The sequence below is a fragment of the Halocynthiibacter sp. C4 genome, from assembly GCF_028823805.1.
GTDB classification, from domain to species: domain Bacteria; phylum Pseudomonadota; class Alphaproteobacteria; order Rhodobacterales; family Rhodobacteraceae; genus Falsihalocynthiibacter; species Falsihalocynthiibacter halioticoli.
Window position 1 is genome coordinate 741506 of record NZ_JAPEIE010000002.1, and the last position, 23661, is coordinate 765166.

Here is a 23661-nt window from a genome sequence, read left to right on the forward strand (position 1 = left end):
TTTGCAACTAAACTAGGCTAGTTCTCACCACTGTCGCTTATCGCGCAACAAAAATGCACCTCCCTATCCTGTATATTGCAATAGAACAATTCTGTCGGTACAATAATACCGCAGTATATTGATTTTATAAGTTTAATTGTAACATTTTGGGATGGCAGAGTGAGGGTAATCTCATATTGGGCCGCTGCGTTTTCAGGCTTGAATATGTTTGCTATTGGAATTGTTGGCACTACGGTCATAAACGCAGATCCGATTAATGCTATTCCCATTCTTTTGGAACCCACAAGTTTGGGACCGAAAATTGACACCGCCTATTACATAACCTTTATGGCGCTTGGTTTGTGGCTTGTTCTGTCGATGTTTGTCCGTATCCCAGCTGCCATCGCACTTATCATGATCATGGCGAAAATGTTTATCCTGAACTACTAGCCACCCGTCTTGCGAAGAATGAGGCCGCCTCGATGCGTAAGAACTAACTTTTTTGATGCTTTAGTAAAGATAATGGCGATCCCGGGAGGACTAATCCAATCGTTTAAAATCAAGCGATTACGCCGAAAAGTTCCAACTTACCCCCTCTATATGAATCAATAGGTTAGGCTAGGCAGTTCCAACACCCAAAAACGCAAAAAAGCCCCCGCCGAATTAACGACGAGGGCAAGTTAGGCAGTACAGGTATTTGATAGTTACGGGCAGGCCGCATCCCATTGAGCAATCAAATTCGCGCCGGAAATAACCGATCGATCATCTGGCGAATTGGCAAGCGCATCCGCGTGAATGTCCACCGTGTCGCGGGAGGCATGGCAAAACGCCTCAAGGCTTCCGTTTGCGCAGCCACTCGCGAGCATCATCAGCACGAGAGAAAGTTTCCGCATCATCCACCGCCTTTCGGGTGTTTTGGTATTCTTGCAGCTTTTTCGCTTTAGCCTTTTGTCGGGCTTCGCGCTGCCCTGCATGGAACACCAGCAAAACGGCCATAAGCGCCGCCACTGCGGTTGCAATGAACCGGCCCAGTGTTGTGTTGAGAAAGAACGCAATCACGCCCCCCATTGCTTAACGATCGCGTCTAAGCCAAACGCGCCCCCTGCAAAAATAAAGATGTAGGTTGAGAGGAACCGCGCGGCCTCTTTAGCCTCTGGATTCCATGGCCCCCAAACAACCAGAGCGGCCAAGAATAAGAGCATCGCCCATGAGGTTTCGCGTTTATAGGTTTTCGCCATGTCTTACCCCTTTATATTCGCGCCGGTTCGCGCATCGTCTAGCCGGGCTTTCTTTATGTTGTTCGTAAAATAGAACACCGCCAGCGCCCCTGCGATGATTAGCGCCACTGTGGGCCACGGAATGCCCTTGAGGGCGTCCAGCAAGCCCGTTGCGCCTTGTGCGGCCTCAATAGCCTGTGACGCCACGCTTACGGCTGCAACACCGCCCACGCCGACTTCTAGCTTGTCCGCGTTGCCGAGAATGCGAGAACCATCCGAGCGCAGGTCAATCATGCTAACTTCACGCTCTTGACGGGCTTCGGCTGTTTCAAGCGCCGCGCGAGTGTTTGGGCCGATAGCCCCATCTGTGGCTAAACCGTTGTCTGCTTGGAATGCAAGAACTGCTTCACGTGTTCGCGTTCCATAAATTCCGTCAATCTTGCCTGTGAAATACCGCAGGGCTGCAATCTGCGCCTGAGCGTCCGCAACCATTGGGCCACGAGATCCGACGCGCAGCACTGGCAAATCATCTTTAGGCACAACACCCTTGAGCCGCAGAATCTCTGTCACTTCGCTGCGCAGGTAATCCCCGATCGCCTTGGCGCCGACTAAATCAGGGCGGTGCGGCAATCGCGTGTAATCCCATTTGCCTGATTGCTTCACCCCAAGGTTAGGCTCAACTTCGGCATGCGTGAGAACCGTTTCAGGCGTCACGGCAATTCCGTATTTCATGCATAATTCAGCGTTAACCACGCAGAGCGTTTTGAACGCCTTTTCAGTGATAGGGGCCGGTCCTGCGTCGAATGGGTATTCTGTTGCGCCCCTCATGCCACAAGCCGCGACACCAATGCTGTCAGTGTTCAGGTTGCGCGTGTGGGCTGCATAGTCGCCGTCACTCGTTACAACGTTATCAGCAACCTCGTGCGTGCCTTTGATGATTGTCCCGTCATACTCAACAAGCAAGTGGTAGTGGGCTTTGTCCGTGTCGTTTGCGCGGCCAGAGCCCGCCGTCCAATGGTTAATGATACGTTTCATTTTTCTGCAACTTCCATAACTACTGTGGCCCTATTTCGAACTCTGCAACTGGCTCATTCGGGCATTTATATTCGCCGTCAATCGTGAGGGTTAAGCGACCCGGAGGCGCTAAATCGGGGATGTGTGTTTGAACGCGATAGGTCACTGGCTCAGAGGTTGCCGGAAGCGTGGTTTTGCCAACAGGCTCAAACAAAAGAAAACCATCTTCGCCACGCCAAACACGCCGATTAGTGCCGGGGCATTCTGTGCGCTTGTGAAGGTTCCAAACGACGAGAATATCTTCGCCCGCCGTCACAGGGCTTTCGACAACGCCCTCGCCTTCGATATACGGCACTAAAATCGCGCTTTCTGTCAATTTAGCCACGCTGGTTGCCGCGACGACAGACGAAGCAACAGCCGTAACCATTACCATATCCATGACTGAAATCATTAAACACCACCCACAAAAAAATCTACTGTCAGTTTAACAATCACGCCTGCGATAACCAAAAACAGCGCCTTGTTTGTGTTCTTCATGTCGGTAAGCTGGTTTGACAGGTTGGAAATGCGTTCCTCCAACACTGCCACTTTGGCCTTCAGGTCGTCCATGTCACCCCCTGCTGTAGCTGAGAAACGAAAGCACAAGCACGGTTGCCGACATGGGCGCACCGATTAACCCGCACATCAACATCAGCGCATCACCGTGCGCCGCTGAGAATGTGAATATTGATAGAGCCGTTTGCGTTCCTACTCCGATCAAGCCAGAAATCACGCCAAGCGTTGCGCCGAAATTGCCGCCGATAAAAGCACCCGCGATATAGGGAGCGCCCGCCAAAAACACGAGGATTGCCCAAAGTTCAGCCGGAACGGTATAGACCGCCAGTCCGTAAACCTCTGGGCGCATCGGAACACCACCGCGCACCGCCTCATATAGAAACACCATCGACATGAGGCATTGAAGCGCGAAGAATAGCAAAAGGCCGAAGTTGTTCGAATAGATTGTTGTTGGGAACATTACTTTCTGCGCCATACGCCCACCACCAAGAGAGCGCCCACAGAAACGACTAGCCCCGCCATGATGTTTCGCCGCATATGCCAAGCAGCCACGGCAAAGAACGCGCCGGACATGACAAACGCCCAATCCGCGACGGAATCGATAAACGTGCCACCTTGGAGGTATTCAAAGAACCCATAGCCAAATGCCGATATAATCAGCGCCATCTCGTGCGGGCGTTTTGATATGTGGCTGAATAGAAGCGACACAGCGGCAAATATCCCCATGCCAAGCAAAACATGCGCTGCTTGGTTGGTCAGCCAGCCATACCAATCGCCTTGAAAATCATCGGGTTGGAAAAGCATTTATTGCCCCTTGGATTTGCCAACAAAAAAGGGAGCCGAAGCCCCCTGTTTACTTGTCCTTCGCTTGCATCCACAGAGCGCCGATAGTGGCCTCTGAAACGTCCGCACCTTCTGGAACCGCGCCAGCCGCTTGCATTTGGCCGACCAGTTCCATTGTGACGCTGAACAGGAATTTGCTGCGATGCAGGTTCAACTCAAGGTCCGCATAGGTTTCGCGCGCGTTTTCCTTGGCGTAAGCAAGAACAGCCGCAAGAACATCGTCCAGACCGCTCGCGGCCAAGAGCCATTTGAACTGCGCTGGCGTCAGGTTGTAATCGTTCGGGTCGGTTGATGGCGCATAAACATAAGATTCCGCCTTGTTACCAGATCGGCACCATGCTGCATAAGCGGCGACTTCGGGCGTACTCTTCGAACTGTCGATTGTGGCTGTCGTTCCGTCTGCGAACTCGACGGAGATTAACCCGCCTTCTATTACTTTTGCGGTTGAAACCTTCATAGTATCCCCCCCCCTTTATTCTGAAATTGCTACTGCAAACACGGCAGAAATATTGAGGCGGTTTGCTTGTGTTGTATCACCTATATTGGCCCTGTCGTTACTCCACAGAAAAACTGTATTCGGCCAAGTTCCGTCATCGGAGGAATGAACTGTTCCCACCCAAGCCGTTCTAGGCATATCGGCTGAACCGTCCTGATAGAAATCCCCGTTTGTTAGGGCGACAGAATTGGTGGATATGTTTGGCCTATCCCACCCCAGATCAGTAGCGATAGCCTCTAAATCAAGGCGGAATCTGAATGTGTTGTCATTATCAACTCGTTTAGCAAAACCGCCGACAATCAATTTAATGCTAAAATGCGCCACATCCCCCACCGAAAAGCGGTAGATTTCAGTATCTAGTAGCGAAATAGACGCATCGCCGCTAAAGTCCGCGTCCAAAATCCAAGAGTCGTCACCGTCCGAGCTGACATACTCAAGAAATTGAGTGTCTGCCTGATTAGTAAGGCAAATAAACTGCGTCCCGTCGTAAGAGACTTCGTGGATTTGCCCCTTCTGCCAGCGTCCCGCACCAATATCAACAAGCGTCCCGGATGTGTCGTAAATCTTCACATCCTTAACGCCCTGCCCGTCCACATTCAGCGTTACCGCGTCCGTGTTGGTGCGATCAATGCGGATTGTAAACCGTTGGTCGGAATAGTATACCGCAGCCGATGGTGAAATCGTGTAAGCGTTGCCCGTTCCTGCCGTTACATAAACAGCGTCCCCTTTATTCAGGGCCGACACCGCGATTTTTGCAGGAACGCCACCCTTTTCGATAAACATCAAGTCGCCCGGTGCGGCGGCTGTCTGCTCGTTGGTAATGTCCTGTAAGGCTTTTACGTCTGCCATTTAGGTTACTCCATAAAAAAAGCCCCGCAAATGCAGGGCTTGAGGTTTTGTGTTCTGGTGGCTAGGCTGTGCGGATGGAAATCGTCGGTATCTTTATAGTCGTGATGATTATCGCAGCGTTTGGCGTTGCGAGTGACAGGCGTATTGAACGCGAGATGCACGAAGCATTCCACGGTCGACCACCATCCAAACTAGAATGGCTTGGCGCTTGGTTCCGTGGGGAAACGGAATTGCTCCGCGAGAAAGAAGCCAAACGCAAGAAAGATTATTACAACTACATCACCCGCAGAGATTAAAGCCCTGCTAGGTAGTTTTTGGTTTCATCTGCCAACGCCCCAGACGCCGCACCGGCGCTGCTCGGAACGCTCGCTGCTCGTGGGGCTACATATCCACCAACAGCCTCAAGCAATCGGTCCTTACCGCGCGTCCCTGCTCTGTCTGCTGCGGTCTTAGCTGCCTGCCCTGCCGCACCGACAAGAAGCATAGAAGGATCGGCGGCGGCTGCGCCGAGGTTCAACGCGAGCATAAGGCCATTGCCGCTTGGCGACAGTTTGCCCGCGAGCCTCAACTTGTCTTGAGTGAATGAGCCTCTGACAAATTTCTCCATCATTTCGACTTCATCCTGCGAAAACCACTTTGACCGCTTAGGGTCATTCAAGATAGATGTGACCGCTTGCTTGTACTTATTCAGGATATTACCGCCCGAACCAGAACCGGCGGTTTGGCGCTCCGCTTTCTTAAACGCCAAATCAAGCAACTCGGCCTTTTTATAACGAGAGTTTGCGGCGCGGGCAGTGTCCATCAATTTGCTGGTGCTGCCCTTCGACATAACCAATTCATCAATGGCATCGATTGCCTCAAGAATACCCTTCTCGCTTGGCGCTGCGTTGTATCGACGCCAAAGAGATTGTCGGACACGATCGAGTTGCCCCATCGTAACCGGGCCCTTACTCAAATTGGCGATTGTCTGAAGTGCAGCGCCTGTTTGCTTATCAACGCCCGCAACATAGTTCACACCGTCCAGAGAGTTTTTTACGTTATTCAGAACCGTCTTAATCTCTACAGGTGAAAATGTGACGCCAGACTCATCAACCGCTTTGTAAGCCTGATTTTTCACGGCTCGAAGCCCCTCAACGGTAGGCTTTTCAGCGACCTTGCCCCAATGATGTTGAAAGCCGCGCGAACCAGCGTCGATTGCTTTTTTGCCAGCCGCTCCGAATAGAGCGCCGATAGGTGCCGCAATTGCCGCGTCTTTGGCTCTTTCCTTCGCATTGCCTTCGGAACCGCCCGCAGCATATCCCGCAGCATATCCCGCGCCGACCTTTGCCGCGCCAGTCATAGTGTTGACAGGCCCAACCACTTTATTAACCGGATTGAGAACCGCCCCTGTAACTTCACCCGCTGCGGCGGTCTTGGGGAATGCTTCGGCATTAGCCTCCATATTCGCTCGCGCTTGCTCTCTGCGGAATGTTGACATGTCCTCGCGGCTAACGTCTGGACGCAACGCACCCTCAACGCGACCCGCCACACCCATTAATTCATCGGTTGTGTTGAACGACATGCCCTGCATATAGCCATTCGCAGCGGCTTGGCCTTGTGAGGTGTCCACATTGGCTTTCAGCATTTCCCGCGATGTGATCTGCCCTGTTTCTGGGTTAACAAACATACCTTCGGGGATTTGCCCGTATGAACCATCTGGGTTTTGGGGGGAAGCTGTGCGCCGCGCTTTCTCGCGCTTGGCCTTTTCAAGCAGCGCCGCTTTTAGTTGATCGCTCATGACCCCTCCTTTTCCGCAATATAGGCGTCGAGTTCTTCGTCAGACATTACCGAAAAATCTGGAATTTCAGGAATTTCTTGCGCCGCCTCTGCGGGGTTTTGATTCAGTCTATCGACATACTCCGCGCCCTCTCCTGAACCAAGGCGAAGGCCCTCGATCGCCGTTTCACGGTTGCGGCGCTTTTGCTCGATCACTTCAGGGCTATCTCCCGGAACAGGGAAATATTGAACGTTTGCGTTTGCAAATTCTTCTTCGGAGATAACAGCGCCCGATTCACGGCGCAGAATGGCGTTTACAAAGTCACGCCGCGCTTGATCGAACTTCTGGAACTCTGGAGAGCGGGCATAGTTACCCAACCCAGCCGGAATATTTTCCGCGTTCTGCTGCCAGAAATTCAAACCCTCGTCTTCAAGGCCGTTGAGAACTTTGTTTGCCTCTTGCGTCCGAAGGAAAAAGCCAGAGTTTTTCGCCGCATCAACGGTTAGCTTGGGCAGTGTGTTGCCCGCCGCTGCGCCTTCGATAATCTCAATGGAGCCTGTTTCTGGATTGATGCGTGTAACAGTGCTTTTATGCCCTGCCTTTTTGTAATCAATCCGGCTCAATGGCTCACGCCCTGCGGCAATCTCCTCTTGAACGTATCGGCCATATTCATCGGCTGGCTTATCCTGACCAAGAGCATCGAGCGCGTCCTTGGCGCCTTGCAGCGTTGCCAAGTTAGCGGGGAGGTTTTCGAACGGATATTGCTCAACATCCATGCCCTGATCGACCATCCATTGATTATAGCCCGCCTCGTCACCGTTGCGGAAATACATGGCCGCGCCGTTTAGAACTTCTCCAAGTTGTTCTTTTTCCTTTGCCGCGGCTGCTGCATCCAAGCCTTGCGCGTATGTCGCCGCTTCTCGTTCCGCCTTTGTGCGCAGCATTTCCAGCTTTTCACGGTCCCATTGCATGCGCGTTGATGCGTTGCGTTGGCCTTGCTGTGTCGCTTGAATGGCGGTCGCAGCCTTTGGGTCAAACTGTGCAAGAGCGTTGAGCGCGTTCTGATCGCCCGCTGCGATGCCTTGGCCGTGTTCTTTGTAAAGCCCCGCCAGAGCGTTTTGACGCCCTGCTGTGAAGCCCTTATGAGCCGCTCCGACTAAATCGGGTTGCTGGCCTTGAAGGATAATTCCGCTATTCATTCTCATGACAAGGCCCTCAGATATGGATTGTCGTTAAAGTCGTATTGCGCAAGCTGGTTGCGATTGCTTTGAAACTGTGACGGGTCTAGGCCCGCGTATCCGGCTTGATAGAGCGCGTTTTTCTGCTCTTTAGGCTCAAAGCCTTTAGCCAGTGCGTTTTGTGAGTAACCCTGCCCGCCGTTGTGCGCCGATGTTTTGTATTCACCGCCCGCCAGTCGCGCAGCTTCGGCAATTCGTCTGTCCAAGTGAGGAATGCCGGGGCGCAAGAACTGGTCACTGTAAATCCGCGCGGCTTCTTCTGGTGTAGACGCCGAGAAAAGCGCCTCTGCCGCCCGTTTTTCGGTGTTGAGGAGTTCCCAAAGCGTAAAGTCTAGTTGCGCGTCCATATCGTCAGGTGCAACGCCTAGATCGGCTGCAAATGCTTCTAATTGTGTCCTGCGTGGGCCTGTCCATTGGTTCAGGCCAAAACCGCCGCGCGAACCTTCAACGACTGGGTTGATTTCGTTGATGCCGGAGTTAAAGCCGCTTTCAACAGATATATTCCCCCCGATACCGTAGGCAATATGTTCTGGAACGCCGCGAGCGATAAGCCCCTGAATGACTTCCCGTTCCATTTAAAATATTCCTTCGCCTTTGCCGTACATCCAAGCGCCAAGCCCGTTTTGCATTGCGCCCGTCCAAGCGTTGGCAGAACCGATCGAACCAGCCGCCGCCGCGTCGCCGTAGTTCGCAAGAGCGTTGCTTGAGGAATTGGCGTAGTTGGTGCCAGCGTTGGCCGTCATGGCTGCGGAGGATTGGCCCTGCCCTGCCAACTGCCGCAAGCCGTTCAGGTAGTTGTTATATTCACCCGTGGCGTAGTCTTGGCCGTATTTGTCCAGCGCCTTCATGGTTGCGCCGGAGTTCAGCCCGTGACGCGCACCAACGCCCGCTTCCACGGAATCAAGACCCTCGTTTAGCCGGAAGTCATAGCCCGGCGTTTTCTGATAGCCCTGATAAGCCGTTCCGCCCCTTGCATTTTTCTCTGCATAGGCTTGCGCCGCTTCTTTGGATGCAAACTCTTTCCCGCCAACGCGCCAGCCGTATTGAGGCTTTGGTTTGGCTTTTCTGGCGTTGTTCTTCGGCGCGTAAAAGCCCGCCGGTCTATCGTCGCCAATACCAAGGCTTAACATGCCCAATAGAGCGTTTGGCAAGGCCGCTTTACGTTCTTCAGGGCTTCGAGTTTTAGGCCCACTAGCGCCGCCCGTGCCGCTATTGATCTGATACCGCTCGACCTCAAGAGGCGTTGCGCCGAATGTTGGTCGTTCGCCCAAGCCTAGTTCGTAATTCAAAGCCGCAAGCGCGTTGTTGCCCGATTTCAGGTAAGGCGAAAACATGTATTTCTGCTCGCCGTACATTTGTTCTTGAAGGGCAAGTTGCTTGTCTGCCGCGTCTTGCTGCGCTCTTGCTGCGCTGCTGGCCGCATTTGACCCCATTACACCAGACAGCACGCTGCCTGCCGCCATTGCTATTGCTGGCCACATAAGACTAACTCCGATTTTTTGTTGATTTACGGCTCTAGTGCCGTGATCCGCGCCTCAAAGTCGCGCAGAACTTCGAGCATCAATTGAAATAGCATCAATCCTTCAGCCGTTAACCGACCATCAGGCTCGAAATACTTCTGGATGTTCGTTACGCGCGGAATGGGCTTGCTCATACAACCTCCAGAACGGCTGTTGTGTTGATTGGCATGTCAGCAGGTTCAGAAATCACCAGCTTTGCCGCGTATTGCCGATACTGGCCACGCGCCCACCACACCATGCGCTGCGTGTAGTCGCCGTGCTTGCCCATAGAGCGGGGTTTAGCCGTTGACCACGTATAGCCACCGTCACGGCTCTCATAGAGGTTTATAATCGCGTTGCGCTCGGTTCCGTCCACATCTTCAACAAGAAGCCCAAAGCCTGTTTCAACCTTAAGCATGAAACCGTCACCAACACTTAGGCCAAAGTCGGTGCTGTCGTTCAAAGTCTGGCTGCCAACGCGAGCGTTGATTTCCAGCTTGTTAACCGTGAAAGGCCTGTCACCGATGTAGATAGGCGATGAAATGGCTGTGCGCCGCAGAGGTCCGTTCAAATCTTTATTGGTGCGCGAAAGTCTCAAGACTTCGCCGTCTTCGTTGCCAACAACCCATGCGGCGCCGTCATCCCATGTCGCGCTGTAAACCGCGTGTGTTGCTCTCCATTGCTCGTCGCCAGCGCCTTCGGCCCGCTCGTGCCATTCGCGCATTTTCACGTCAAACACCCATGCCGGCCTATCAGAGAACCGAATGACACAGAACTTGTGTCCACGGTCCTCGTAATAAAAACAGTGGGTCGCATCGCTGTTGGTAAGGGCTGCGTTCAATCCTGGCGTTGTTACATCAACAGCACCGCCGCCCGCGCCAATATAAGCGTTGTTGTCGTCGCCAACAAACAAAACCGTGTCGTCAAACTTCACAAGGAGGTTGAAATCTTTCAAACCTCGGTTCCAGCTTGAGACATATGCAAAGGCTTCGGTGTTCGCCGCGCCTGTGACCTGCCAGAGTTCCGTTGATTTCGGTCCCATTAGCATCAAGTTGCCCTGCAACTCAAAGGCCCGCGTGATATTGTCGTCAACCTTATCCATGCTGGCGAAATTTAGCGCGTCGAGCGTTTGAGCATCCCCAAGGTCTGACCATTGAAACCGCTTGCCGTCGAGTTCGGTGATTACCGTATACCCGCCCACGTAGCAGTGCGAACCAACTTCCGCGAATGTCTTGGTTGCCGGCTCGGAAATGGTTGCGCCGTCCCAGACGTAATAGTTGCCGCCGCAAACGATTGTTACATCGCTATAATTGCCGGAAATGGTGGTGTTTTCGTCGTCGGCAATATTGCCTTTGTCAACGAGGCCGCCCGCGTCCGTCATTTCGTACAGTTTGCCGTTGCCCGCGAGATAGTTCTTCTCGTTGCCGCGCCCCATGCCGCGAATAGAATAGGCGCCAATATCGTTGTAATAGGCTTGGCCCAAGACGCTTTGCAGCGTGTGGGTGGTTTTACCCGCGCCCATGACGATTTCACGGTAGAAGTTGATTAGCCTGCCGGAGTTGACCGCAGGATTGCCCGCTTCCTGAACCGTCTGGCCTGTGAACTCAACGAGAGGCATTAGCAATAAGTCCGCTGTGAAGGCGTGTTAAGCAGGCTTGACGGAATAGTCGCCTCCTCAACCTCTGCGTAACTGTTTTGAATTTGCCGGAACCACGCATCGGCATCGAACGCGGGCGGAATGTGGTAGTCAGGCTCAAGACGCTTGGCGAGAAGGTAGACAGTGCCTTCTTCAAACTCTGGGTCGAGCGCAAATGTATCGGTTAAAGTCTGGTCAGTGTGGGTGATATCAACGCCCTGCAACTTCCAGCCGTGCAGCATCATGTTGAACGCAATAAGCCCCTCAGAGGCGCTATCGTCCTGCAAGTCGTTATCAACACCGACAACGCCAATCTTTCGAAAGGCGCGAGTAACAATATCATTTACCGTTGTCATGCTTCACCTTTACAAGCTTGACCTTCGCGGGACTGTCTTTCCACTCTTTCGGTCGGTTGCCGTCTGGAAACAGCTTGGATTCAACACCATCTTTGCCAGCCCGATAGCCCCAGCATGGCGATTTACTCTTTGACATGAGAAACCCTCCTAAAAAGAAAGGAGCGGCCCGAAAGCCGCCCCAAATTGCTTAACCCCAAAGGCGAACAGCCAAATCGGGATAGATAGCTTTCCAGCCGTAGAGAATATCCAAGCGGATAACGTCTTCGTCGCTGTCAATGTCGTAATCTTTCACGACACGAACGCTCAGGCCGTTGTGGCTCTCACGCGCCTTGAATGCCGCACCTTCGGGCATCTCAAGCGGACAAGTCACAAGCGCAAAGGCATTCTTGTGGAAGCCGAGGTTCTGCGGGTAGGCGGTGCCGCCTGTGCCGAGAACTGTGATTGCCGCATCATCTGCCGGAGCCGCATCAACAGTCTGGAATGGTCCAGAAGTGATAATGGCAGGCGAGATAGTAAGCGCAGCAGGGCCAGTAGACGCGCCCGAATCCGCATCAGCCACAACCGTGAACTGCTGCAAATAAGGCATGACTGTCTTGCCTGTGGTGCCTTCACCCGGAACGGGGTTAACCGCGTACACGCCTTCAATGGTGATAACATCTCCGGCTTTCAGAATGCCTGTGGTCGAGTTTGTCCAACCGTCAGTATTCAGGGTTTGCGTGTTGGCGCCCGTTGCGTTTGCGTAGGTCACTTCTTGGCTTCCGCCATTCACCAGAGGCGTACCAGTTGCCACACCGACGGTGTGGTTCGATACGTTCTGCGAGCTAAGCGTTTTAAACTTAGCCACCTGACCAACGATCGCTTGTTCGTAGGCAGTTTTAACCTTACCGTCCCAAGCGCCGAGCGTGGTTTGATTGCCCGCAACCGCATATTCTGCGGCAGGGTTGAGCAACATCTTACGCATGGAGGATTCAACCGCCATTTCGTCAAGACGCTGCGCCGCTGCGCCAACCGCTGCGAAGTTCGCAGGAGTGGTTCCTGGCGTTCCCACGCTATTCCAGACGCTCGAATAAAGCGAATGCCCTGCGCGGTCCATCGTGTTCGCCAGCGTAATCATTGCAGGCTTGATGTAGCGCTCAGAGTATTCCGAGATGGAAAGCGTCAAATCCTGCGTGGAAAAACCCCAAGAAACGTGCTTGCGTTGGTCAACAGTAATGCTGGTGGATTTCTCCTCAACATTCTGGTTGACGCGCGTTGCGCCGTCCGCTGTGTAGAATTTCACAGGTTTACGAATAGATACAGAATCCCCAACTTTGCCGTTGAAGTCCTTCTTATATTCGCGATGGACCTCGTTCGACATGTGAAGCGAGTTTTCAAGCTGCATCAGCGCTTCTTTAGCAATGATGCTTGGGGTGATAAGGGTGTTAGCCATTTCTTATACTCCTATGGCTATGCGCCGGTTCCGCGCCATTTCCGGTATTCAGCCGGAGACATTTTTTCGGGGTCTTTTGTCGCCGTTGCTTTGGCTTTGACCGTCGAAATCGGTTCTGGTGCATTGGATTGGGTTCGCGGCTTGGGAGTCGAGATAGATGCCTCAAGGCGTCCGATTTCCCTTGCCTGTTCGATAGGGTCCAGCGAGGCTATTTGAGCCGCTAGAGCCTTGTTCGTCCCCAAGTGGTAAGCCACGTCAGCACCAACATCAGAGGTCGCAATGATTTGCGCCATTTCGTTGGTAATCATGACGTCAGGGGCGCTCACAACAGCATCGAAGTCCGCATAACGCGCTTTTGCCTCAGTCGCTTGGGCTTCCCAATTCTCTCGGGCTTCCGCTTTCGCCTGTGCTTGCAGTTGCTGCGCTCGTTCGTTGCTGGCTTGCACTTCACGCTGGATTTCGGCTTTCTGCCGTTGGTCAAACTGGTTTCCAGCCTGCCAAGCCGCAGTTGCCATCAGGTATTCGTTATAATCCTGAAAATCAGCTTCCTTCGGGGGTAAATTAGACTTCGCCGCCTCCTCGAATTGCGCCATCTTGGCTTCGAGTTCTTGACGCCGCTCGCGCTCCTTGGCCGCTTCTTGACGGTATTTCTCCGTCTGGGCCTTTCGACGCTCGCGCCGTAGTTTTGAGGGGCTTTTCTCCTCGGCCTCTGGTTCCGTGCCTTCCGGCTCGTCGCCTTCTTCCTTGGCGGGCTGATCGTTAGTCTGCCCTTCTGTATTATTTTCCGCTTCCGGATCGCCCGTATTTGGCGTCAGCGAATTATCTTCGCCATCGACTTCTGCACCGTCCTCTTGGGCCGGGGTTAGATGTTCGCTCATTTTGTTTTCTCTTAATGGTTGCGCGGCGAACCATGCCGCGCGCTGAACCCGTATTTGGACTCAGCTACTGCTCGGGCAGCACACGCCGCCTCGAATTCCTTGAAAAAGCCGAGGTTAATAAACCGACCGTCGACCCGTATTCGGGCATTCCATTTGCCACTCTTCTTGACTTTATATACGCCTGTCCGGCCGCTCGTGTTTGCCGAGCTTCTCGACGAATTTCTTGCGTTTTCGGCGCGCGACACATGTCTTAAGTTTGAGATACGGTTGTCCGTCCTGTCTCCGTTAATATGGTCGATATCCTTTGCGGGCCATCTACCGTAAAACATCGCCCAAATGACTCTGTGCGCCCTCATTGGGCAAATACGCTTTGCAGCGCCCGGGCGACTTCTTGCTGGACAATCTGTCCAATCGCCTCGTTCATCTGGCCAGACTTAACGGCCAATTCCATTTGCTGTTCCTGTATGTCCAGCCGCTTTTCTTCGACCTCAAGCTGCGCCTTTTGAGCGTCTGCCGTGGCCTCAACGCCTTCGGATTGCGTTTTCTGCATTTCCATTTGCTGCATTTGCAACTGCTGCTGCATTTGGGCCTGCTGCGCTTGTTGCGCCTGCATGGCCGCTTGCTGTTCTTCTGGCGTCAGGTCGTCGTCGTCACGAATGCCGGGCGGAAGTGTTTTCTTGAGGCGTTCTGCGAATTGGTCCGCGTTTGGCCAATCTTGCGCTTTGGCAATGAGATCCGCTGTAACACCAGCCGCCGCAGGGAAGGCGCTGACAAAGTTCATCATGCCTTCGGCTGTCTCTTGGCGCATTGTGCTGTAATTAGGCCCAACAGAAACGCGCACATCGTATTTTCCGAATGAAAAATCGTTAACTGGCTGGATACCCTCTTGAGTTATCACCTTGCCGTTGATCTGCGCCATTTTCTGTTCGTCGTCTTTGCCGAGAATGCGAATAATGCGTTGCGTGTCGTAAATCTTGGGCAGCATTTCCAGAATGACGCGCCCACATTGAGCAATCGCCTTGGCCATGTTGTCCGAATAAATCGAAGTCGCGACATCGCTTTCCATTTGGCGCTGGCGGATTGCTACTCCGCTGCTTTCATTCGATCGATTGCCAAGCCCCGCGTCATAAATGCCCGTTGTGGCCTTCATGTCGTCGACGGCCTTCATGGCTTCTTGCATGATGCCTTGCGATGAAACTGGCGGTGTTGCCCGCTGCGGTGCGCCTGGTGCCTTCTCGTCAGGGTTATATGGCAAATACGGGCGGTTTTTCGTGTTGGCTTCGTTCCATAGGCTTTCTAGGCCCGTGAACTGCTTCACTGTGCCGATGTATGGCGCTTTAGGCTGCAAAGCCACGTATTCAGCCGATGCCGACGAATGATAATTGTAAAGCTGCTGCGGGCCTTTGGCGTAGCGGATAACGCTTGAACGGCGCACATCTTCGCCAACGTGCCATTCCTCGCCAGTTACGGCGATTACAGGAATACTCTTTGACGCCTGCTCTTGCGGCCCTTCAAGAATGTCCGCACCGCTGATTTTTGCCCACATGAGTTTATGTGTTTTGACTTCCCGCTTGCGGGGGCTGTCCATCGGAATTTGCGGCTCTTTGTCTGTGACCGAACCATCAGCCATCTGCCAAATGGTCTTGGTAATAGGCTCTTTCCAGTAATATTCAGCAACAACAACCTTGCCACCATTCTGCCAATGTTCAAGGCCATCTGTATTCCCGTCATGTTCAACATCAACTGCACTCTTGTCGGGGAATTGCTTTTCAAACTCCTCCAGCTTCATTTGCTCGGTGATAAACACGTACTGCGCATCTGAGCGGGTCGCTTCCTCTGCTGCCGGGTCGCAATACACAGAAAACGGGTTGCGAATACGCTTGATTAGAATTTCTTGGTCAAAACTCTCATCATCTTCGTAGTCGTGCAGGATGCGAAACCATCCGATTGAACTTGCTGCAGCACTTTCCGCTGTCTGCTCGTAAACTGTGCTTGCATCTGAACGGTACTCGATTTGGCGAATTAGCCCCTCGATTGTCTCCGCCGTTTCTGGGTCAGAGTTCTCACTTGCTGGCAAAATGTTGATTGCCGGATTCATGCGGCGCAGATCGCCCGTCACCTGCCGAACAAACTGCGGCAGATAGTTGTTTGTGATGCAAGGCTTCCCGTCCGCCTCGCGCTCCTCGCGCACATTTTCGGGCCACTGCTCGCCAGTAGCCATTTTGAGATCGTCTAGGCCCTTCTCACGGTTATCTGTGTCAGCTTCGGCGGCCTCTGACATGCGGCCACGGGCGGCGCTTAGAATATCATCTTTGTTCATGTGGCCAAAAACCCTCTACTGCGCCCCGAACCGTAAAAGCGCGAAACATCCGGCACGGTTTCAACCATGTCGGTGAATAAGTCTGTGAAGGCCCACACCAGCGCATCAACGCGGTCGGGCGAGTTGTCGCCCTGATAGCCTTCAGTCGTGAATTGCGTCATTTGGGCTTCTAGTTCTGGGTATTGCCCAACGTGGCGAACCCTGCCCTGTTCGTATAGCGCCGCTATAGGCTCTGCTCGGACGTGCTTGCCCTTACTTGCCCGCACCTCAATGATGTTAACGTTCGGGGCGATTGTGCGAATTGTGTGCGCCACCATGTCGCCGCCTTGGTTGACCTCAACAACAATGCCGTCAGCCGAATATTTGTGGTAAAGCGAAACAGCTTCTCGCGCCCAATCTGCGGGGCTTCCTGATCTGCTCGCGTCCTCTAAAACGTATCCGGCTTGATCCGGCCCGATGCCTGCAACGATAATGCCGTGTTCGTCGCTTTCTTCTGTGTTTGTCACCGCAGGGTCTACCGCAACAACCGTGCGACCCACTTCCGGCGCTTCCGACACTCTGAATGTATCAATTACCGATTGCGACCAAATAGCCCCCGGCAAGTCTCCAAGTATCTCTGCATTAAGTTCCTGCCGCCCAAGCCGCGTTCCCGCGTATCGGCGCTGTATGCGCTCAAGGAAGCTGCTAGCGAGGTTTGCGCGGTTATCCATCGTTGAGCCGCGCGTGACGTGAACCTTGCCTTCCTGGCCGCCCACAATCGCCTTGATTAACTCAATCGGCCTTGGGGTGGTGGTGATGATCTGCCTTGGGTGTGAGCCAAGCCGCAGACCAAATTGGAACTGGTCAAACGTTTCTCGCGCGTATCGCCATTTGGCTATCTCATCGAGCCAGCCTGCGGAGTGTTGCGGGCCTCGAAGTTGGTCAGGCTCAACCGCATTATAGGTGAACGCCTTTGCTCCGTTGTAAAACTCAACGCTTCTTGTTGATTTCGTATAAACAGGGCGCTCATGCTTAGGAAAGATGCGCAGAAGTTCCGCAACCATCACGTCACGAGCATCAGCTGCAGTTTCAGCGACAAGCGCTATTCTGTCAGCCGTGTTGTTTTCTACCTGTTCCTTGACCCATTCGGCCCCTGTTCGGGTTTTCCCCCAGCCACGACCCGCGAGGCATAGCCATATATCCCATTCTCCATCCGGTGCGATCTGGTCCGGCCTCGCCAGAAAGCCGCGCCAATCGTAAAGAAGGGCCTCGGCCTCCGCATCGGAGAGTTTTGATAGCGCCTGCGCCCGCTCATCGGGGGGGAGGTTAGCTATCTGTTCCGCTACGCTCTGCAATATTCTCTAAGAATGAAGCCAGCTTTGCTGCGCCTTGCCCCACTTCTTCCGTTTTGATTGCGCCGCCGTCTTTGCCGGTAATCTCGTGCCTTGATGCTTTTGGAGCTTCTAACCCGAATAGCTTCACTTTCCCCGAAATGGCTCCGACCATCGCTGAAGGGTTCTTTTCCTGCTCTGCCAATGACCTTGCGGCTTCGTATTCCGCGCTTGCTTGGAGAACGTTGTAAATCGCAAGTTCTGACGCCTGCTCTCTGAGGGCATTTAGCTTTAGGGCTATTTTAGGGTTATCAAGAAGCTGACAGGCCTCAACGTATATCCATGAATCGCGGGCGTTTTCCTCCACATCATAAGCGCGACGATATGCTTCCCCCGCGTTCCCTGTCTCAAAATAAGCGAGCGCGAATGCCTCTTGCTTTTCGGTCAGTTTATCTCGCTTAGACATATGCAATCACCTGCCCTTGTGGGCTGGCCTTTCGCTTGTTGTGTTGTTTTTGACCGCATCCCTACATTCGCCGCTCAAACATGCACTTTGTCGGCACGGCGTTAACTCTGTGTGAAAGCATGTGGGTTAGAGAAGCGCGGCCGGGCTTCTAAGAGAGGATGCCGACTGAATTAGAAGGCGGGTGATCAATCCCGCTGCCCTTGGTAGGGTCTTGAGATAATCCAAGCGCCCGACCGGGCAATTCCCAATCCCAAGCGCCTGAATCAAAAAAGGCGCAACTGTTTCCGCCGCGCCTGTTCCGTTGATTATATTAAAAACACGTTTTAGAAGTTCCGTCAATATGTTGTGCGCTTTTGCTTTCCAACGTCCAAATGCGGCGCTTCGGACTAATCCAACGCCTCCGCTAAAATCTCAAGGCCCGCTGAAAGGTGTTGCGCGTAACGCTCCCGCGCCCTGCCTTTGACGTTGATTGGCTCGTTGTCGATCACCACCCGATCAATGAACACACGATAGTTTTGCGGGATGTGCTTTGCAATCGCGTGATATTTTGACTGCCGATCGATTGTAACCGAGATATTGGCGTCAGGCTTTGGAGTGCTATCAACCTGCACCGCCTTGATTGCGTCAGGGCCGCGCATTGTGGCTTCAAACGCTTTCTGTAGGCTGTCACCCGCTGCAAAGGCCCGCTTGGATATTTCCCCGCGCTTGTAGTAGACCTCAAGCCAGCATACGCGCCGGGCCCGCTTTACGCCGTTGGGGTTTACGCGGTTGCCCTTATCGTCGAACCAAACAGCATCTTCAACGATAATGCGCTCCTGCGCCGCTGGTGATTTTAAGCCGAGATCCGATAGCGTCACCTTGCCCTCTAGCCCTGCAAGCGAAACCTCTTTTCGGGCTTGGATGCGATAGCCCGATGATTTTTTGATGCGCTTTTTTTTACGCTTTGCCATTTACTGCCCCTTTGCCTTTGAGATTTCAGCCCGAACCGCCACAAGCCGTTTTTCTTCTTCGGCCTTGTCGCAGGCTATTCTCGCCTCGTTTGCTTGGGCGAGGATTTCGTTTATTTCGCGTTTGTCTTTGTCGGTTAAGCCGGGAAGCGTCCATTTTGCAAAGTCGCTCTGGTCAACGAAAATTAATTGTTCATTCAATCGCTGATATTCTTCTGCGCGCAAAAGTGCGACAACCTGCCCGAAAACCGACAATTCCAATATTCTTGATGGTTGTGGGGCCTCTGCAATTAGCCACCCATCCGGCAAAAAATCATTAAGTGTCAGGCTGACAGATAATAAGTCTGGGTAGATAACCACCGCATTTGCTCTTTCCTGCTCCGCCCTTGATCGCGCTCTATCTTCTTTTGCTTTTGCTGACTTGCTTGAAAGAAATGCAAACATAGCGCTCACCGCCTCACTGCTCGGTAAAGTCTCGTATCAACTGCGAAGCCTTTGCTTTTCACGCCCTCTTGCTCAACAAGGCCCGCGTCAATCATGCGGCTGATGTGGCCTGACACACCGCGCGGGTCCATGTCGATTTGGTTTGCGATACTGCGCACCGTGGCCCGTCCGTCCCGCTTGAGAACGTCTAGGATTTGGATGCGAGCTGCCGAGGGCTTTTGATCGCCTACGATTTTCGGATACCAAGAGCGCGGGCGCTTGGGCGCTGATTTCTTCATCCTCGCGCCTATCTCTGCCTCGAATAGCGTTGAGGTGTGGGCTTCCATGCGAAAAGCGTTTTCGATGATATATTCCAGTTTACTCATGGCTGTCCTGCCCCTGTGTTTTCTCCGAACCGTCCAGCGTGAAGCGAGCCGCGAAGGGCTGCTTCTTTGCTGAAATAGGGCGGCATAGTTCTTCGATGCTGGCTGCATCAATCTCGCGATCGCGTAGTGGCGTGTATCCTGTCTGTGGGGTCATACGCGCACCTCTGGGGATTGCTTCTCTTGCTTGTGGCGCGTGCGGTATTTTGTGAGGTTTTCCTTTTGTGTTCCCCAAAGTAGATTTTCGGGCCGATTGTTGTGTGCGTTTTCGTCAATGTGGATTACAACGGCGTCATTGAAGGGCTTAACTCCATGAAACGCCTCACATACAAGCTGGTGAACTTTCCGGGGAGATTGTCGAGCATTCTCCCCCTCACGACGAACCATAATAATACGGTATGTATGTTTCGCAGTTCGATGCTCTCTCGATATTTGCCCATAACGAGGCTTTGGAAAGTACGCGCGGAATCCTCCGTTACTCATCGGTGCATAACTCGGCGGTAATAAAATGCGGCCCTCGCTGCTAGCTAAAACCCCATATTCAGAGGGAACAGGCTTCCAGACTTCCCCCTTAAAAGATGAATGTTGTTGTGAATCGGGCAACATTTGGGTTACCAGTTTTGTGGACATAATCGGCCCTCCAACGGCTATTGTGTCTAGGTGAACGGGGGCGCTTCCAACACTTCCCGTTCACCACATTTTAGCATTAAGTCCTTGTTTTAACAAATCAAAATGGAATAGCATCCTCGATACCGCTGTACCCACCAGCGGGCGCGCTGCCTTGCTGCTGGCCTTGGTTGCTGCCCTGTGATCCGCCGCCTTGGAATGTCAGTTCGTTCACGCTCATTCCGAGATATGCCTTGCCGTTATGCTCGCGAACCGTGGGGCGACCTTCCAGCGTCAGCTTGATGCCTTTCTTGATGTGGTTTTCGAGGCTCTCGGCGCGCTTGCCCCATACCGAACAGTCAATCCACGTCGTCTCGCGCTTGTTGCCGTTCTTGTCCTTGCCGTTATCCACGGCCACCGAGAAACCAAGAACCGCGTCACCGTTCTGTGTTCTGCGCAATTCGGCGTCTTTCCCAACGTTTCCTGCGATGATTAGTTTTTGCACGTCAATTCCTTCTCTCTTTGCAAAAGTGCTGTTTTGATTTCTGGGTCTGTTCGATACCCGTCCGCTAAGTCGTCGCGGATTTGCCGGAGCGTCTTGACTGACGGAGCGCGGGCTATGCGGGTGATTAGGTATGAATGGCCGTGTGGGGTCATTGGCCCGTTCCTCGGTCGCGGCTGGTGATACCCATGCGATGAAGCCCTGAGCGCACCGCCTGATATGACACGCCGAAAAGGTCGGAGATTTGCCGAACGGTTAAACCGTCATTTACGAACTTGTCGTAATAGGCTTGCTTGCGGGTTTGATAGTTTCCGAATGACGCCATTTTCTGAACCTCAAGGCTTTTCTCTGCGATGCTGAACGCCTCATTTAGAGCAGCCTCGACGCTTTCGGGTGTTGCTGTGTCGGCTGTAATCATTTCGCCCTCGTTGATTTGAAAACCGGCTTACGCTCTGGAGCCGCCATGCAAATCATGTCGTGAACCTCTTTTGCGTAATCGGCGTCAGTCATTCGGCATTTCACCGCTGCCAGCCCGTGCAGAACTGTGGTGTGGTCGCGGTTGCCGATGTGCCGCCCGATTTGTCGAAGGCTTAGGCCCGTTGCCTTCTTTGCGATGAAAAATGCCTCTTGCCGAGCGTGAGCCACAGGGCGCTTGCGTTTAGTCGATCGAAGGTCATTCGCAGGAATGCCGCGATATTCCGCCACGGCTTCGATGATTTCGCGGGTGGTGGTCATTGCTCGCCCCCTGCTTGCTTGACGGATTCCGCGTGGTTGCGAGGAGCGCGTTTGAGAAAGCTGTTTAGAATTTCCTCGGTCTTTGCCTTCTGCTCTGGCGTCACGGTTTCCGGTTCTGGTGCCGGTTGCGTAGCCTTCGGTAGCATGCGCAGCTTCCGACCACGGTTTGCCACGATGCGCTTTGCAACAACTTCCTCGTTGGTCGCATCCTTCGGCTTGTCAGCTTGAATTTGTTTGATCGCCGTTTGAATTTCTTCGAGTGAATAATCTTTCAGCGCTTCCATCCAATCCGAAACAAGGCGGTCTTTCAGCGCGTCAGACATTTGCGACCATCCGAAGCGGTCAATCTTTGAAGAAACGACTTCCAACTCAAGCGCCACCATGGCCTTGTGCTTCGCTAAGTCCTGCAAGCCGAGCGATGCGCTCAAGGGCTGGATCGCTTCGAGATACGCTTCTCGCGTTTTGGGTTGTGCTTTTGCGGGCAAATTCATTTCGGCCCCCTCCGGTTAGAGTTGAAAAGTAAGGACTGGCGAACCAATTGCGCCACGCTGCGTCCCAATTTTTGTAAGTCCGGCCATTGGCCAAAGCGTTGTCTTTGAACTTCTGAAACTGCGCTTCGATTTCTTGCCGAGAATGGCCGTGCTTTTCGACTAACTCGAAATGCTTTTCGGTAATGACTGCATCCTCAGGAATGGAAGTGGCTCTAGTCGCCGCAGCTTTCTTAGAAACTTTAGTTTCTTCTTTATGTGGTTCATGGATGGTTAAAGGATGGTTTGGGTGCATCTCCTGCACCCCTTGGGGTGAATCTCCTGCACCCGTCGGGTGAATCTCCTGCACGGGTGAATCTCCTGCACGGGTCGATTTTAGGGCTGAAAGAGCCGCAAGATTGATGCGATATTCCTTCGTGAAACCGTTCTTGCACTTGCGGATTCCTGTCTCTGAAATGATGCCCATTTCGATCATCTGAGTTATGGCATTTTGAACGGTACGCTTTGACATTTCCAAGTCAGCGGCCATATGAGATTTGCTAGTCCAAATCCCCGAACCATCATCGCTTGCGCAGTCGGCCATGAACATCAGAACGATTTTCCGAGTTGGGGAGCCGAGAACCTTTTGCCGCGCCATGCCTGTAACCACATTGCTCATTGCAGCACCTGCGCATCAGATAAGTCCTGATCTGCGTTTTCTATTCGCGCTTGATCGGCATATTTCTTCAAGTATCGCTCCACGGCGGGCTTTATCTCGTCCGCTGTGAGTTCGTATACGGCCTCAGTGATTTGATGAATCTTAAGGTCCGTTTCCTTAACGGATGGGTAGACATTCGCTACGTCGAGAACCTCCCAACTTTCAGCGATGATATGATTTGGCATATATTCAGAAACAAGTTCCTCAACCTGCTCTGTAAGCGCATTAGTTACGTGCCTCTTAGCATCAGAAACGGAAACGTTAAAAAATTCTCTGCTGTAGTTAACCCTCTGATCGCAAAGGCAATTATGCACCATTTCTTCTAGCTGGTGGCAATCGGGCGACGAGAATTGAGCTTCAATTACAAACGGAACGGGAACGCCGATTGAGTACAGTTCGTTAGCCCTAGACTCGACTTCCCGTGTCGTCTTGCCGATCTTAACAAGTCCGGGCATTGATGGATTACTGAGAACGTAAACAAAACCTTTACTCACGACTGCACCCCAATCCGGTATTCGGCCACGCGCTTGGCATCATCAACGGCGGCTAGAACGCTACGGCGCAGCGCGGCGCGGGTTGGCTCCTCACCACGCTCAATGATGTTTTCAATGGCGCTAGATACCGCGTTAGGGCTTGCCTTTTCAGCGTCCCTGAACTTGCGAGCCTCGTGGATTTCATCGCGGCGCAAACCAAGGTCGTTGGCGGATACAACGACCTCGTGCTGGTTTGCTCCGGCTTTCGCCACCTCGCCCCGCTCCTGCGCGGCATCATACTCATCAGCGAGCCGGATTTCAGCGCGTGCGCGAATAGATAGCGCGTGGCCTTGTGCGCGGTGAACCTCTGAAATAATGCTGTCGTGCGCTTGCTTAGCCTTTGCTATGCGACCTGCACTCTTTGCTGCATCATAAGCGGTGCGTGCAAAGTCACGGGCTTCAAGCACCTCTGCGCTGGTTCTGGCGCTGTCTAGAGCTTGTGTGGCCTTGTCGATCAAAGCAGGGAGTGTTTCCGTTGGGATTACTGCTGGCGCGTTCATTGCTCG

Annotated in this window: 37 protein-coding genes; 2 read left to right on the forward strand and 35 right to left on the reverse strand. The window is 53.1% G+C overall.

The features are described 5' to 3' along the window. Positions 1–159 precede the first annotated feature (159 nt). On the forward strand, positions 160–429 hold the full coding sequence (locus OU789_RS10755; RefSeq protein ID WP_274655592.1) for a hypothetical protein: 270 nt from the start codon (positions 160–162) through the stop codon (positions 427–429). Positions 430–683: 254 nt separating this feature from the next. Here OU789_RS10755 and OU789_RS10760 read toward each other — a convergent pair whose 3' ends face one another. From OU789_RS10760 to OU789_RS10800, 9 genes are all read right to left on the reverse strand, one after another. Continuing rightward, positions 684–872 (reverse strand): hypothetical protein, encoded by a 189-nt coding sequence (locus OU789_RS10760; RefSeq protein WP_274655594.1) that lies wholly within the window; start codon positions 870–872, stop codon positions 684–686. 162 nt (positions 873–1034) lie between these two features. Then, positions 1035–1217 carry a hypothetical protein gene (locus tag OU789_RS10765; protein ID WP_274655596.1) on the reverse strand — a complete coding sequence of 61 codons (183 nt, stop codon included), beginning with the start codon at positions 1215–1217 and terminating at the stop codon, positions 1035–1037. Positions 1218–1220: 3 nt separating this feature from the next. Continuing rightward, a complete protein-coding gene (locus tag OU789_RS10770) occupies positions 1221–2231 on the reverse strand; it encodes a peptidoglycan recognition protein family protein (protein WP_274655598.1) in 1011 nt (336 codons plus the stop codon). Positions 2232–2250: 19 nt separating this feature from the next. After that, a complete protein-coding gene (locus tag OU789_RS10775; RefSeq protein WP_274655600.1) occupies positions 2251–2661 on the reverse strand; it encodes a hypothetical protein in 411 nt (136 codons plus the stop codon). After that, positions 2661–2819 carry a hypothetical protein gene (locus OU789_RS10780; protein WP_274655602.1) on the reverse strand — a complete coding sequence of 53 codons (159 nt, stop codon included), beginning with the start codon at positions 2817–2819 and terminating at the stop codon, positions 2661–2663. Before OU789_RS10780 ends, OU789_RS10775 begins: the two co-directional genes overlap by 1 nt. A gap of 1 nt (position 2820) precedes the next feature. After that, positions 2821–3240, reverse strand: a complete 420-nt coding sequence (locus OU789_RS10785; RefSeq protein WP_274655604.1) for a hypothetical protein — start codon at positions 3238–3240, stop codon at positions 2821–2823. Further along, entirely contained in the window at positions 3225–3569 is a 345-nt protein-coding gene (locus tag OU789_RS10790; RefSeq protein WP_274655606.1) for a hypothetical protein, read from the reverse strand. Before OU789_RS10790 ends, OU789_RS10785 begins: the two co-directional genes overlap by 16 nt. 49 nt (positions 3570–3618) lie before the next feature. After that, positions 3619–4065, reverse strand: coding sequence for a hypothetical protein (locus OU789_RS10795; protein WP_274655608.1), 447 nt, complete (start codon positions 4063–4065; stop codon positions 3619–3621). Positions 4066–4080: 15 nt separating this feature from the next. Further along, a complete protein-coding gene (locus OU789_RS10800; RefSeq protein WP_274655610.1) occupies positions 4081–4953 on the reverse strand; it encodes a hypothetical protein in 873 nt (290 codons plus the stop codon). Positions 4954–5027: 74 nt separating this feature from the next. On the opposite strand from OU789_RS10800, the gene OU789_RS10805 reads away from it, so the two are divergent. Continuing rightward, positions 5028–5249 (forward strand): hypothetical protein, encoded by a 222-nt coding sequence (locus tag OU789_RS10805; protein WP_274655612.1) that lies wholly within the window; start codon positions 5028–5030, stop codon positions 5247–5249. Here OU789_RS10805 and OU789_RS10810 read toward each other — a convergent pair. The 26 genes from OU789_RS10810 to OU789_RS10930 all read right to left on the reverse strand — a co-directional run bounded on the left by OU789_RS10810 (position 5246) and on the right by OU789_RS10930 (position 23655). After that, entirely contained in the window at positions 5246–6730 is a 1485-nt protein-coding gene (locus OU789_RS10810; protein WP_274655614.1) for a hypothetical protein, read from the reverse strand. The genes OU789_RS10805 and OU789_RS10810 overlap by 4 nt on opposite strands. Beyond that, positions 6727–7914: a hypothetical protein gene (locus OU789_RS10815; protein ID WP_274655616.1), complete on the reverse strand. Its 1188-nt coding sequence runs from the start codon at positions 7912–7914 to the stop codon at positions 6727–6729. Before OU789_RS10815 ends, OU789_RS10810 begins: the two co-directional genes overlap by 4 nt. After that, positions 7911–8522, reverse strand: coding sequence for a phage tail tip lysozyme (locus tag OU789_RS10820; protein ID WP_274655618.1), 612 nt, complete (start codon positions 8520–8522; stop codon positions 7911–7913). The genes OU789_RS10815 and OU789_RS10820 overlap by 4 nt, the downstream gene beginning before the upstream one ends. Then, on the reverse strand, positions 8523–9428 hold the full coding sequence (locus OU789_RS10825) for a hypothetical protein (protein WP_274655620.1): 906 nt from the start codon (positions 9426–9428) through the stop codon (positions 8523–8525). It abuts the gene before it with no gap. Positions 9429–9454: 26 nt separating this feature from the next. Beyond that, entirely contained in the window at positions 9455–9601 is a 147-nt protein-coding gene (locus OU789_RS10830) for a hypothetical protein (RefSeq protein ID WP_274655622.1), read from the reverse strand. Further along, entirely contained in the window at positions 9598–11064 is a 1467-nt protein-coding gene (locus OU789_RS10835; RefSeq protein ID WP_274655624.1) for a hypothetical protein, read from the reverse strand. Before OU789_RS10835 ends, OU789_RS10830 begins: the two co-directional genes overlap by 4 nt. Beyond that, a complete protein-coding gene (locus tag OU789_RS10840) occupies positions 11064–11438 on the reverse strand; it encodes a hypothetical protein (protein ID WP_274655625.1) in 375 nt (124 codons plus the stop codon). The genes OU789_RS10835 and OU789_RS10840 overlap by 1 nt, the downstream gene beginning before the upstream one ends. Then, a complete protein-coding gene (locus OU789_RS10845) occupies positions 11422–11574 on the reverse strand; it encodes a hypothetical protein (protein ID WP_274655628.1) in 153 nt (50 codons plus the stop codon). The genes OU789_RS10840 and OU789_RS10845 overlap by 17 nt, the downstream gene beginning before the upstream one ends. 51 nt (positions 11575–11625) lie before the next feature. Continuing rightward, positions 11626–12867 (reverse strand): P22 phage major capsid protein family protein, encoded by a 1242-nt coding sequence (locus tag OU789_RS10850; RefSeq protein WP_274655630.1) that lies wholly within the window; start codon positions 12865–12867, stop codon positions 11626–11628. A gap of 17 nt (positions 12868–12884) precedes the next feature. Further along, a complete protein-coding gene (locus tag OU789_RS10855; RefSeq protein WP_274655632.1) occupies positions 12885–13745 on the reverse strand; it encodes a hypothetical protein in 861 nt (286 codons plus the stop codon). An 11-nt stretch (positions 13746–13756) separates the two neighbouring features. Further along, a complete protein-coding gene (locus OU789_RS16980) occupies positions 13757–14101 on the reverse strand; it encodes an HNH endonuclease signature motif containing protein (protein WP_446719173.1) in 345 nt (114 codons plus the stop codon). Further along, positions 14098–16065 (reverse strand): portal protein, encoded by a 1968-nt coding sequence (locus tag OU789_RS10860; RefSeq protein WP_274655634.1) that lies wholly within the window; start codon positions 16063–16065, stop codon positions 14098–14100. Before OU789_RS10860 ends, OU789_RS16980 begins: the two co-directional genes overlap by 4 nt. Continuing rightward, entirely contained in the window at positions 16062–17399 is a 1338-nt protein-coding gene (locus OU789_RS10865) for a DNA-packaging protein (protein WP_274655636.1), read from the reverse strand. Before OU789_RS10865 ends, OU789_RS10860 begins: the two co-directional genes overlap by 4 nt. Further along, on the reverse strand, positions 17371–17841 hold the full coding sequence (locus OU789_RS10870) for a terminase small subunit (protein ID WP_274655637.1): 471 nt from the start codon (positions 17839–17841) through the stop codon (positions 17371–17373). Before OU789_RS10870 ends, OU789_RS10865 begins: the two co-directional genes overlap by 29 nt. A gap of 386 nt (positions 17842–18227) precedes the next feature. Further along, positions 18228–18791 carry a hypothetical protein gene (locus OU789_RS10875; RefSeq protein ID WP_274655638.1) on the reverse strand — a complete coding sequence of 188 codons (564 nt, stop codon included), beginning with the start codon at positions 18789–18791 and terminating at the stop codon, positions 18228–18230. Beyond that, on the reverse strand, positions 18792–19232 hold the full coding sequence (locus OU789_RS10880) for a hypothetical protein (RefSeq protein WP_274655639.1): 441 nt from the start codon (positions 19230–19232) through the stop codon (positions 18792–18794). 5 nt (positions 19233–19237) lie between these two features. Next, positions 19238–19597, reverse strand: coding sequence for a winged helix-turn-helix domain-containing protein (locus OU789_RS10885; protein WP_274655640.1), 360 nt, complete (start codon positions 19595–19597; stop codon positions 19238–19240). After that, the gene (locus OU789_RS10890) at positions 19590–19751 is read right to left on the reverse strand and encodes a hypothetical protein (RefSeq protein ID WP_274655641.1); all 162 of its coding nucleotides are present in this window, start codon (positions 19749–19751) and stop codon (positions 19590–19592) included. The genes OU789_RS10885 and OU789_RS10890 overlap by 8 nt, the downstream gene beginning before the upstream one ends. After that, on the reverse strand, positions 19748–20224 hold the full coding sequence (locus tag OU789_RS10895; protein WP_274655642.1) for an HNH endonuclease signature motif containing protein: 477 nt from the start codon (positions 20222–20224) through the stop codon (positions 19748–19750). Before OU789_RS10895 ends, OU789_RS10890 begins: the two co-directional genes overlap by 4 nt. A 97-nt stretch (positions 20225–20321) precedes the next feature. After that, positions 20322–20705, reverse strand: coding sequence for a single-stranded DNA-binding protein (locus OU789_RS10900; RefSeq protein ID WP_274655643.1), 384 nt, complete (start codon positions 20703–20705; stop codon positions 20322–20324). Positions 20706–20853: 148 nt separating this feature from the next. Then, the gene (locus tag OU789_RS10905) at positions 20854–21120 is read right to left on the reverse strand and encodes a hypothetical protein (RefSeq protein WP_274655644.1); all 267 of its coding nucleotides are present in this window, start codon (positions 21118–21120) and stop codon (positions 20854–20856) included. Then, on the reverse strand, positions 21117–21437 hold the full coding sequence (locus OU789_RS10910; protein WP_274655645.1) for a helix-turn-helix domain-containing protein: 321 nt from the start codon (positions 21435–21437) through the stop codon (positions 21117–21119). Before OU789_RS10910 ends, OU789_RS10905 begins: the two co-directional genes overlap by 4 nt. After that, positions 21434–21760: a hypothetical protein gene (locus OU789_RS10915; RefSeq protein ID WP_274655646.1), complete on the reverse strand. Its 327-nt coding sequence runs from the start codon at positions 21758–21760 to the stop codon at positions 21434–21436. Before OU789_RS10915 ends, OU789_RS10910 begins: the two co-directional genes overlap by 4 nt. Positions 21761–21806: 46 nt before the next feature. Further along, a complete protein-coding gene (locus OU789_RS10920; protein ID WP_446719174.1) occupies positions 21807–22514 on the reverse strand; it encodes a helix-turn-helix domain-containing protein in 708 nt (235 codons plus the stop codon). A 65-nt stretch (positions 22515–22579) separates the two neighbouring features. Then, positions 22580–23116 carry a GIY-YIG nuclease family protein gene (locus OU789_RS10925; protein ID WP_274655647.1) on the reverse strand — a complete coding sequence of 179 codons (537 nt, stop codon included), beginning with the start codon at positions 23114–23116 and terminating at the stop codon, positions 22580–22582. Continuing rightward, positions 23113–23655: a hypothetical protein gene (locus tag OU789_RS10930; protein ID WP_274655648.1), complete on the reverse strand. Its 543-nt coding sequence runs from the start codon at positions 23653–23655 to the stop codon at positions 23113–23115. Before OU789_RS10930 ends, OU789_RS10925 begins: the two co-directional genes overlap by 4 nt. Between the last annotated feature and the right edge of the window lie 6 nt (positions 23656–23661).

Coding starts and splice junctions, on each gene's coding strand:
- OU789_RS10870 (WP_274655637.1), bottom strand. CDS start 17,841: ATGTCTAAGCGAGATAAACTGACCGAAAAGCAAGAGGCATTCGCGCTC.
- OU789_RS10795 (WP_274655608.1), bottom strand. CDS start 4,065: ATGAAGGTTTCAACCGCAAAAGTAATAGAAGGCGGGTTAATCTCCGTC.
- OU789_RS10885 (WP_274655640.1), bottom strand. CDS start 19,597: ATGAGTAAACTGGAATATATCATCGAAAACGCTTTTCGCATGGAAGCC.
- OU789_RS10890 (WP_274655641.1), bottom strand. CDS start 19,751: ATGACCCCACAGACAGGATACACGCCACTACGCGATCGCGAGATTGAT.
- OU789_RS10855 (WP_274655632.1), bottom strand. CDS start 13,745: ATGAGCGAACATCTAACCCCGGCCCAAGAGGACGGTGCAGAAGTCGAT.
- OU789_RS10850 (WP_274655630.1), bottom strand. CDS start 12,867: ATGGCTAACACCCTTATCACCCCAAGCATCATTGCTAAAGAAGCGCTG.
- OU789_RS10810 (WP_274655614.1), bottom strand. CDS start 6,730: ATGAGCGATCAACTAAAAGCGGCGCTGCTTGAAAAGGCCAAGCGCGAG.
- OU789_RS10905 (WP_274655644.1), bottom strand. CDS start 21,120: ATGATTACAGCCGACACAGCAACACCCGAAAGCGTCGAGGCTGCTCTA.
- OU789_RS10915 (WP_274655646.1), bottom strand. CDS start 21,760: ATGTCTGACGCGCTGAAAGACCGCCTTGTTTCGGATTGGATGGAAGCG.
- OU789_RS10760 (WP_274655594.1), bottom strand. CDS start 872: ATGCGGAAACTTTCTCTCGTGCTGATGATGCTCGCGAGTGGCTGCGCA.
- OU789_RS10765 (WP_274655596.1), bottom strand. CDS start 1,217: ATGGCGAAAACCTATAAACGCGAAACCTCATGGGCGATGCTCTTATTC.
- OU789_RS10875 (WP_274655638.1), bottom strand. CDS start 18,791: ATGGCAAAGCGTAAAAAAAAGCGCATCAAAAAATCATCGGGCTATCGC.
- OU789_RS10775 (WP_274655600.1), bottom strand. CDS start 2,661: ATGATTTCAGTCATGGATATGGTAATGGTTACGGCTGTTGCTTCGTCT.
- OU789_RS10845 (WP_274655628.1), bottom strand. CDS start 11,574: ATGTCAAAGAGTAAATCGCCATGCTGGGGCTATCGGGCTGGCAAAGAT.
- OU789_RS10785 (WP_274655604.1), bottom strand. CDS start 3,240: ATGGCGCAGAAAGTAATGTTCCCAACAACAATCTATTCGAACAACTTC.
- OU789_RS10815 (WP_274655616.1), bottom strand. CDS start 7,914: ATGAGAATGAATAGCGGAATTATCCTTCAAGGCCAGCAACCCGATTTA.
- OU789_RS10930 (WP_274655648.1), bottom strand. CDS start 23,655: ATGAACGCGCCAGCAGTAATCCCAACGGAAACACTCCCTGCTTTGATC.
- OU789_RS10895 (WP_274655642.1), bottom strand. CDS start 20,224: ATGTCCACAAAACTGGTAACCCAAATGTTGCCCGATTCACAACAACAT.
- OU789_RS16980 (WP_446719173.1), bottom strand. CDS start 14,101: ATGAGGGCGCACAGAGTCATTTGGGCGATGTTTTACGGTAGATGGCCC.
- OU789_RS10830 (WP_274655622.1), bottom strand. CDS start 9,601: ATGAGCAAGCCCATTCCGCGCGTAACGAACATCCAGAAGTATTTCGAG.
- OU789_RS10770 (WP_274655598.1), bottom strand. CDS start 2,231: ATGAAACGTATCATTAACCATTGGACGGCGGGCTCTGGCCGCGCAAAC.
- OU789_RS10800 (WP_274655610.1), bottom strand. CDS start 4,953: ATGGCAGACGTAAAAGCCTTACAGGACATTACCAACGAGCAGACAGCC.
- OU789_RS10820 (WP_274655618.1), bottom strand. CDS start 8,522: ATGGAACGGGAAGTCATTCAGGGGCTTATCGCTCGCGGCGTTCCAGAA.
- OU789_RS10780 (WP_274655602.1), bottom strand. CDS start 2,819: ATGGACGACCTGAAGGCCAAAGTGGCAGTGTTGGAGGAACGCATTTCC.
- OU789_RS10835 (WP_274655624.1), bottom strand. CDS start 11,064: ATGCCTCTCGTTGAGTTCACAGGCCAGACGGTTCAGGAAGCGGGCAAT.
- OU789_RS10805 (WP_274655612.1), top strand. CDS start 5,028: ATGGAAATCGTCGGTATCTTTATAGTCGTGATGATTATCGCAGCGTTT.
- OU789_RS10920 (WP_446719174.1), bottom strand. CDS start 22,514: ATGTTCATGGCCGACTGCGCAAGCGATGATGGTTCGGGGATTTGGACT.
- OU789_RS10860 (WP_274655634.1), bottom strand. CDS start 16,065: ATGAACAAAGATGATATTCTAAGCGCCGCCCGTGGCCGCATGTCAGAG.
- OU789_RS10840 (WP_274655625.1), bottom strand. CDS start 11,438: ATGACAACGGTAAATGATATTGTTACTCGCGCCTTTCGAAAGATTGGC.
- OU789_RS10880 (WP_274655639.1), bottom strand. CDS start 19,232: ATGTTTGCATTTCTTTCAAGCAAGTCAGCAAAAGCAAAAGAAGATAGA.
- OU789_RS10910 (WP_274655645.1), bottom strand. CDS start 21,437: ATGACCACCACCCGCGAAATCATCGAAGCCGTGGCGGAATATCGCGGC.
- OU789_RS10790 (WP_274655606.1), bottom strand. CDS start 3,569: ATGCTTTTCCAACCCGATGATTTTCAAGGCGATTGGTATGGCTGGCTG.
- OU789_RS10825 (WP_274655620.1), bottom strand. CDS start 9,428: ATGTGGCCAGCAATAGCAATGGCGGCAGGCAGCGTGCTGTCTGGTGTA.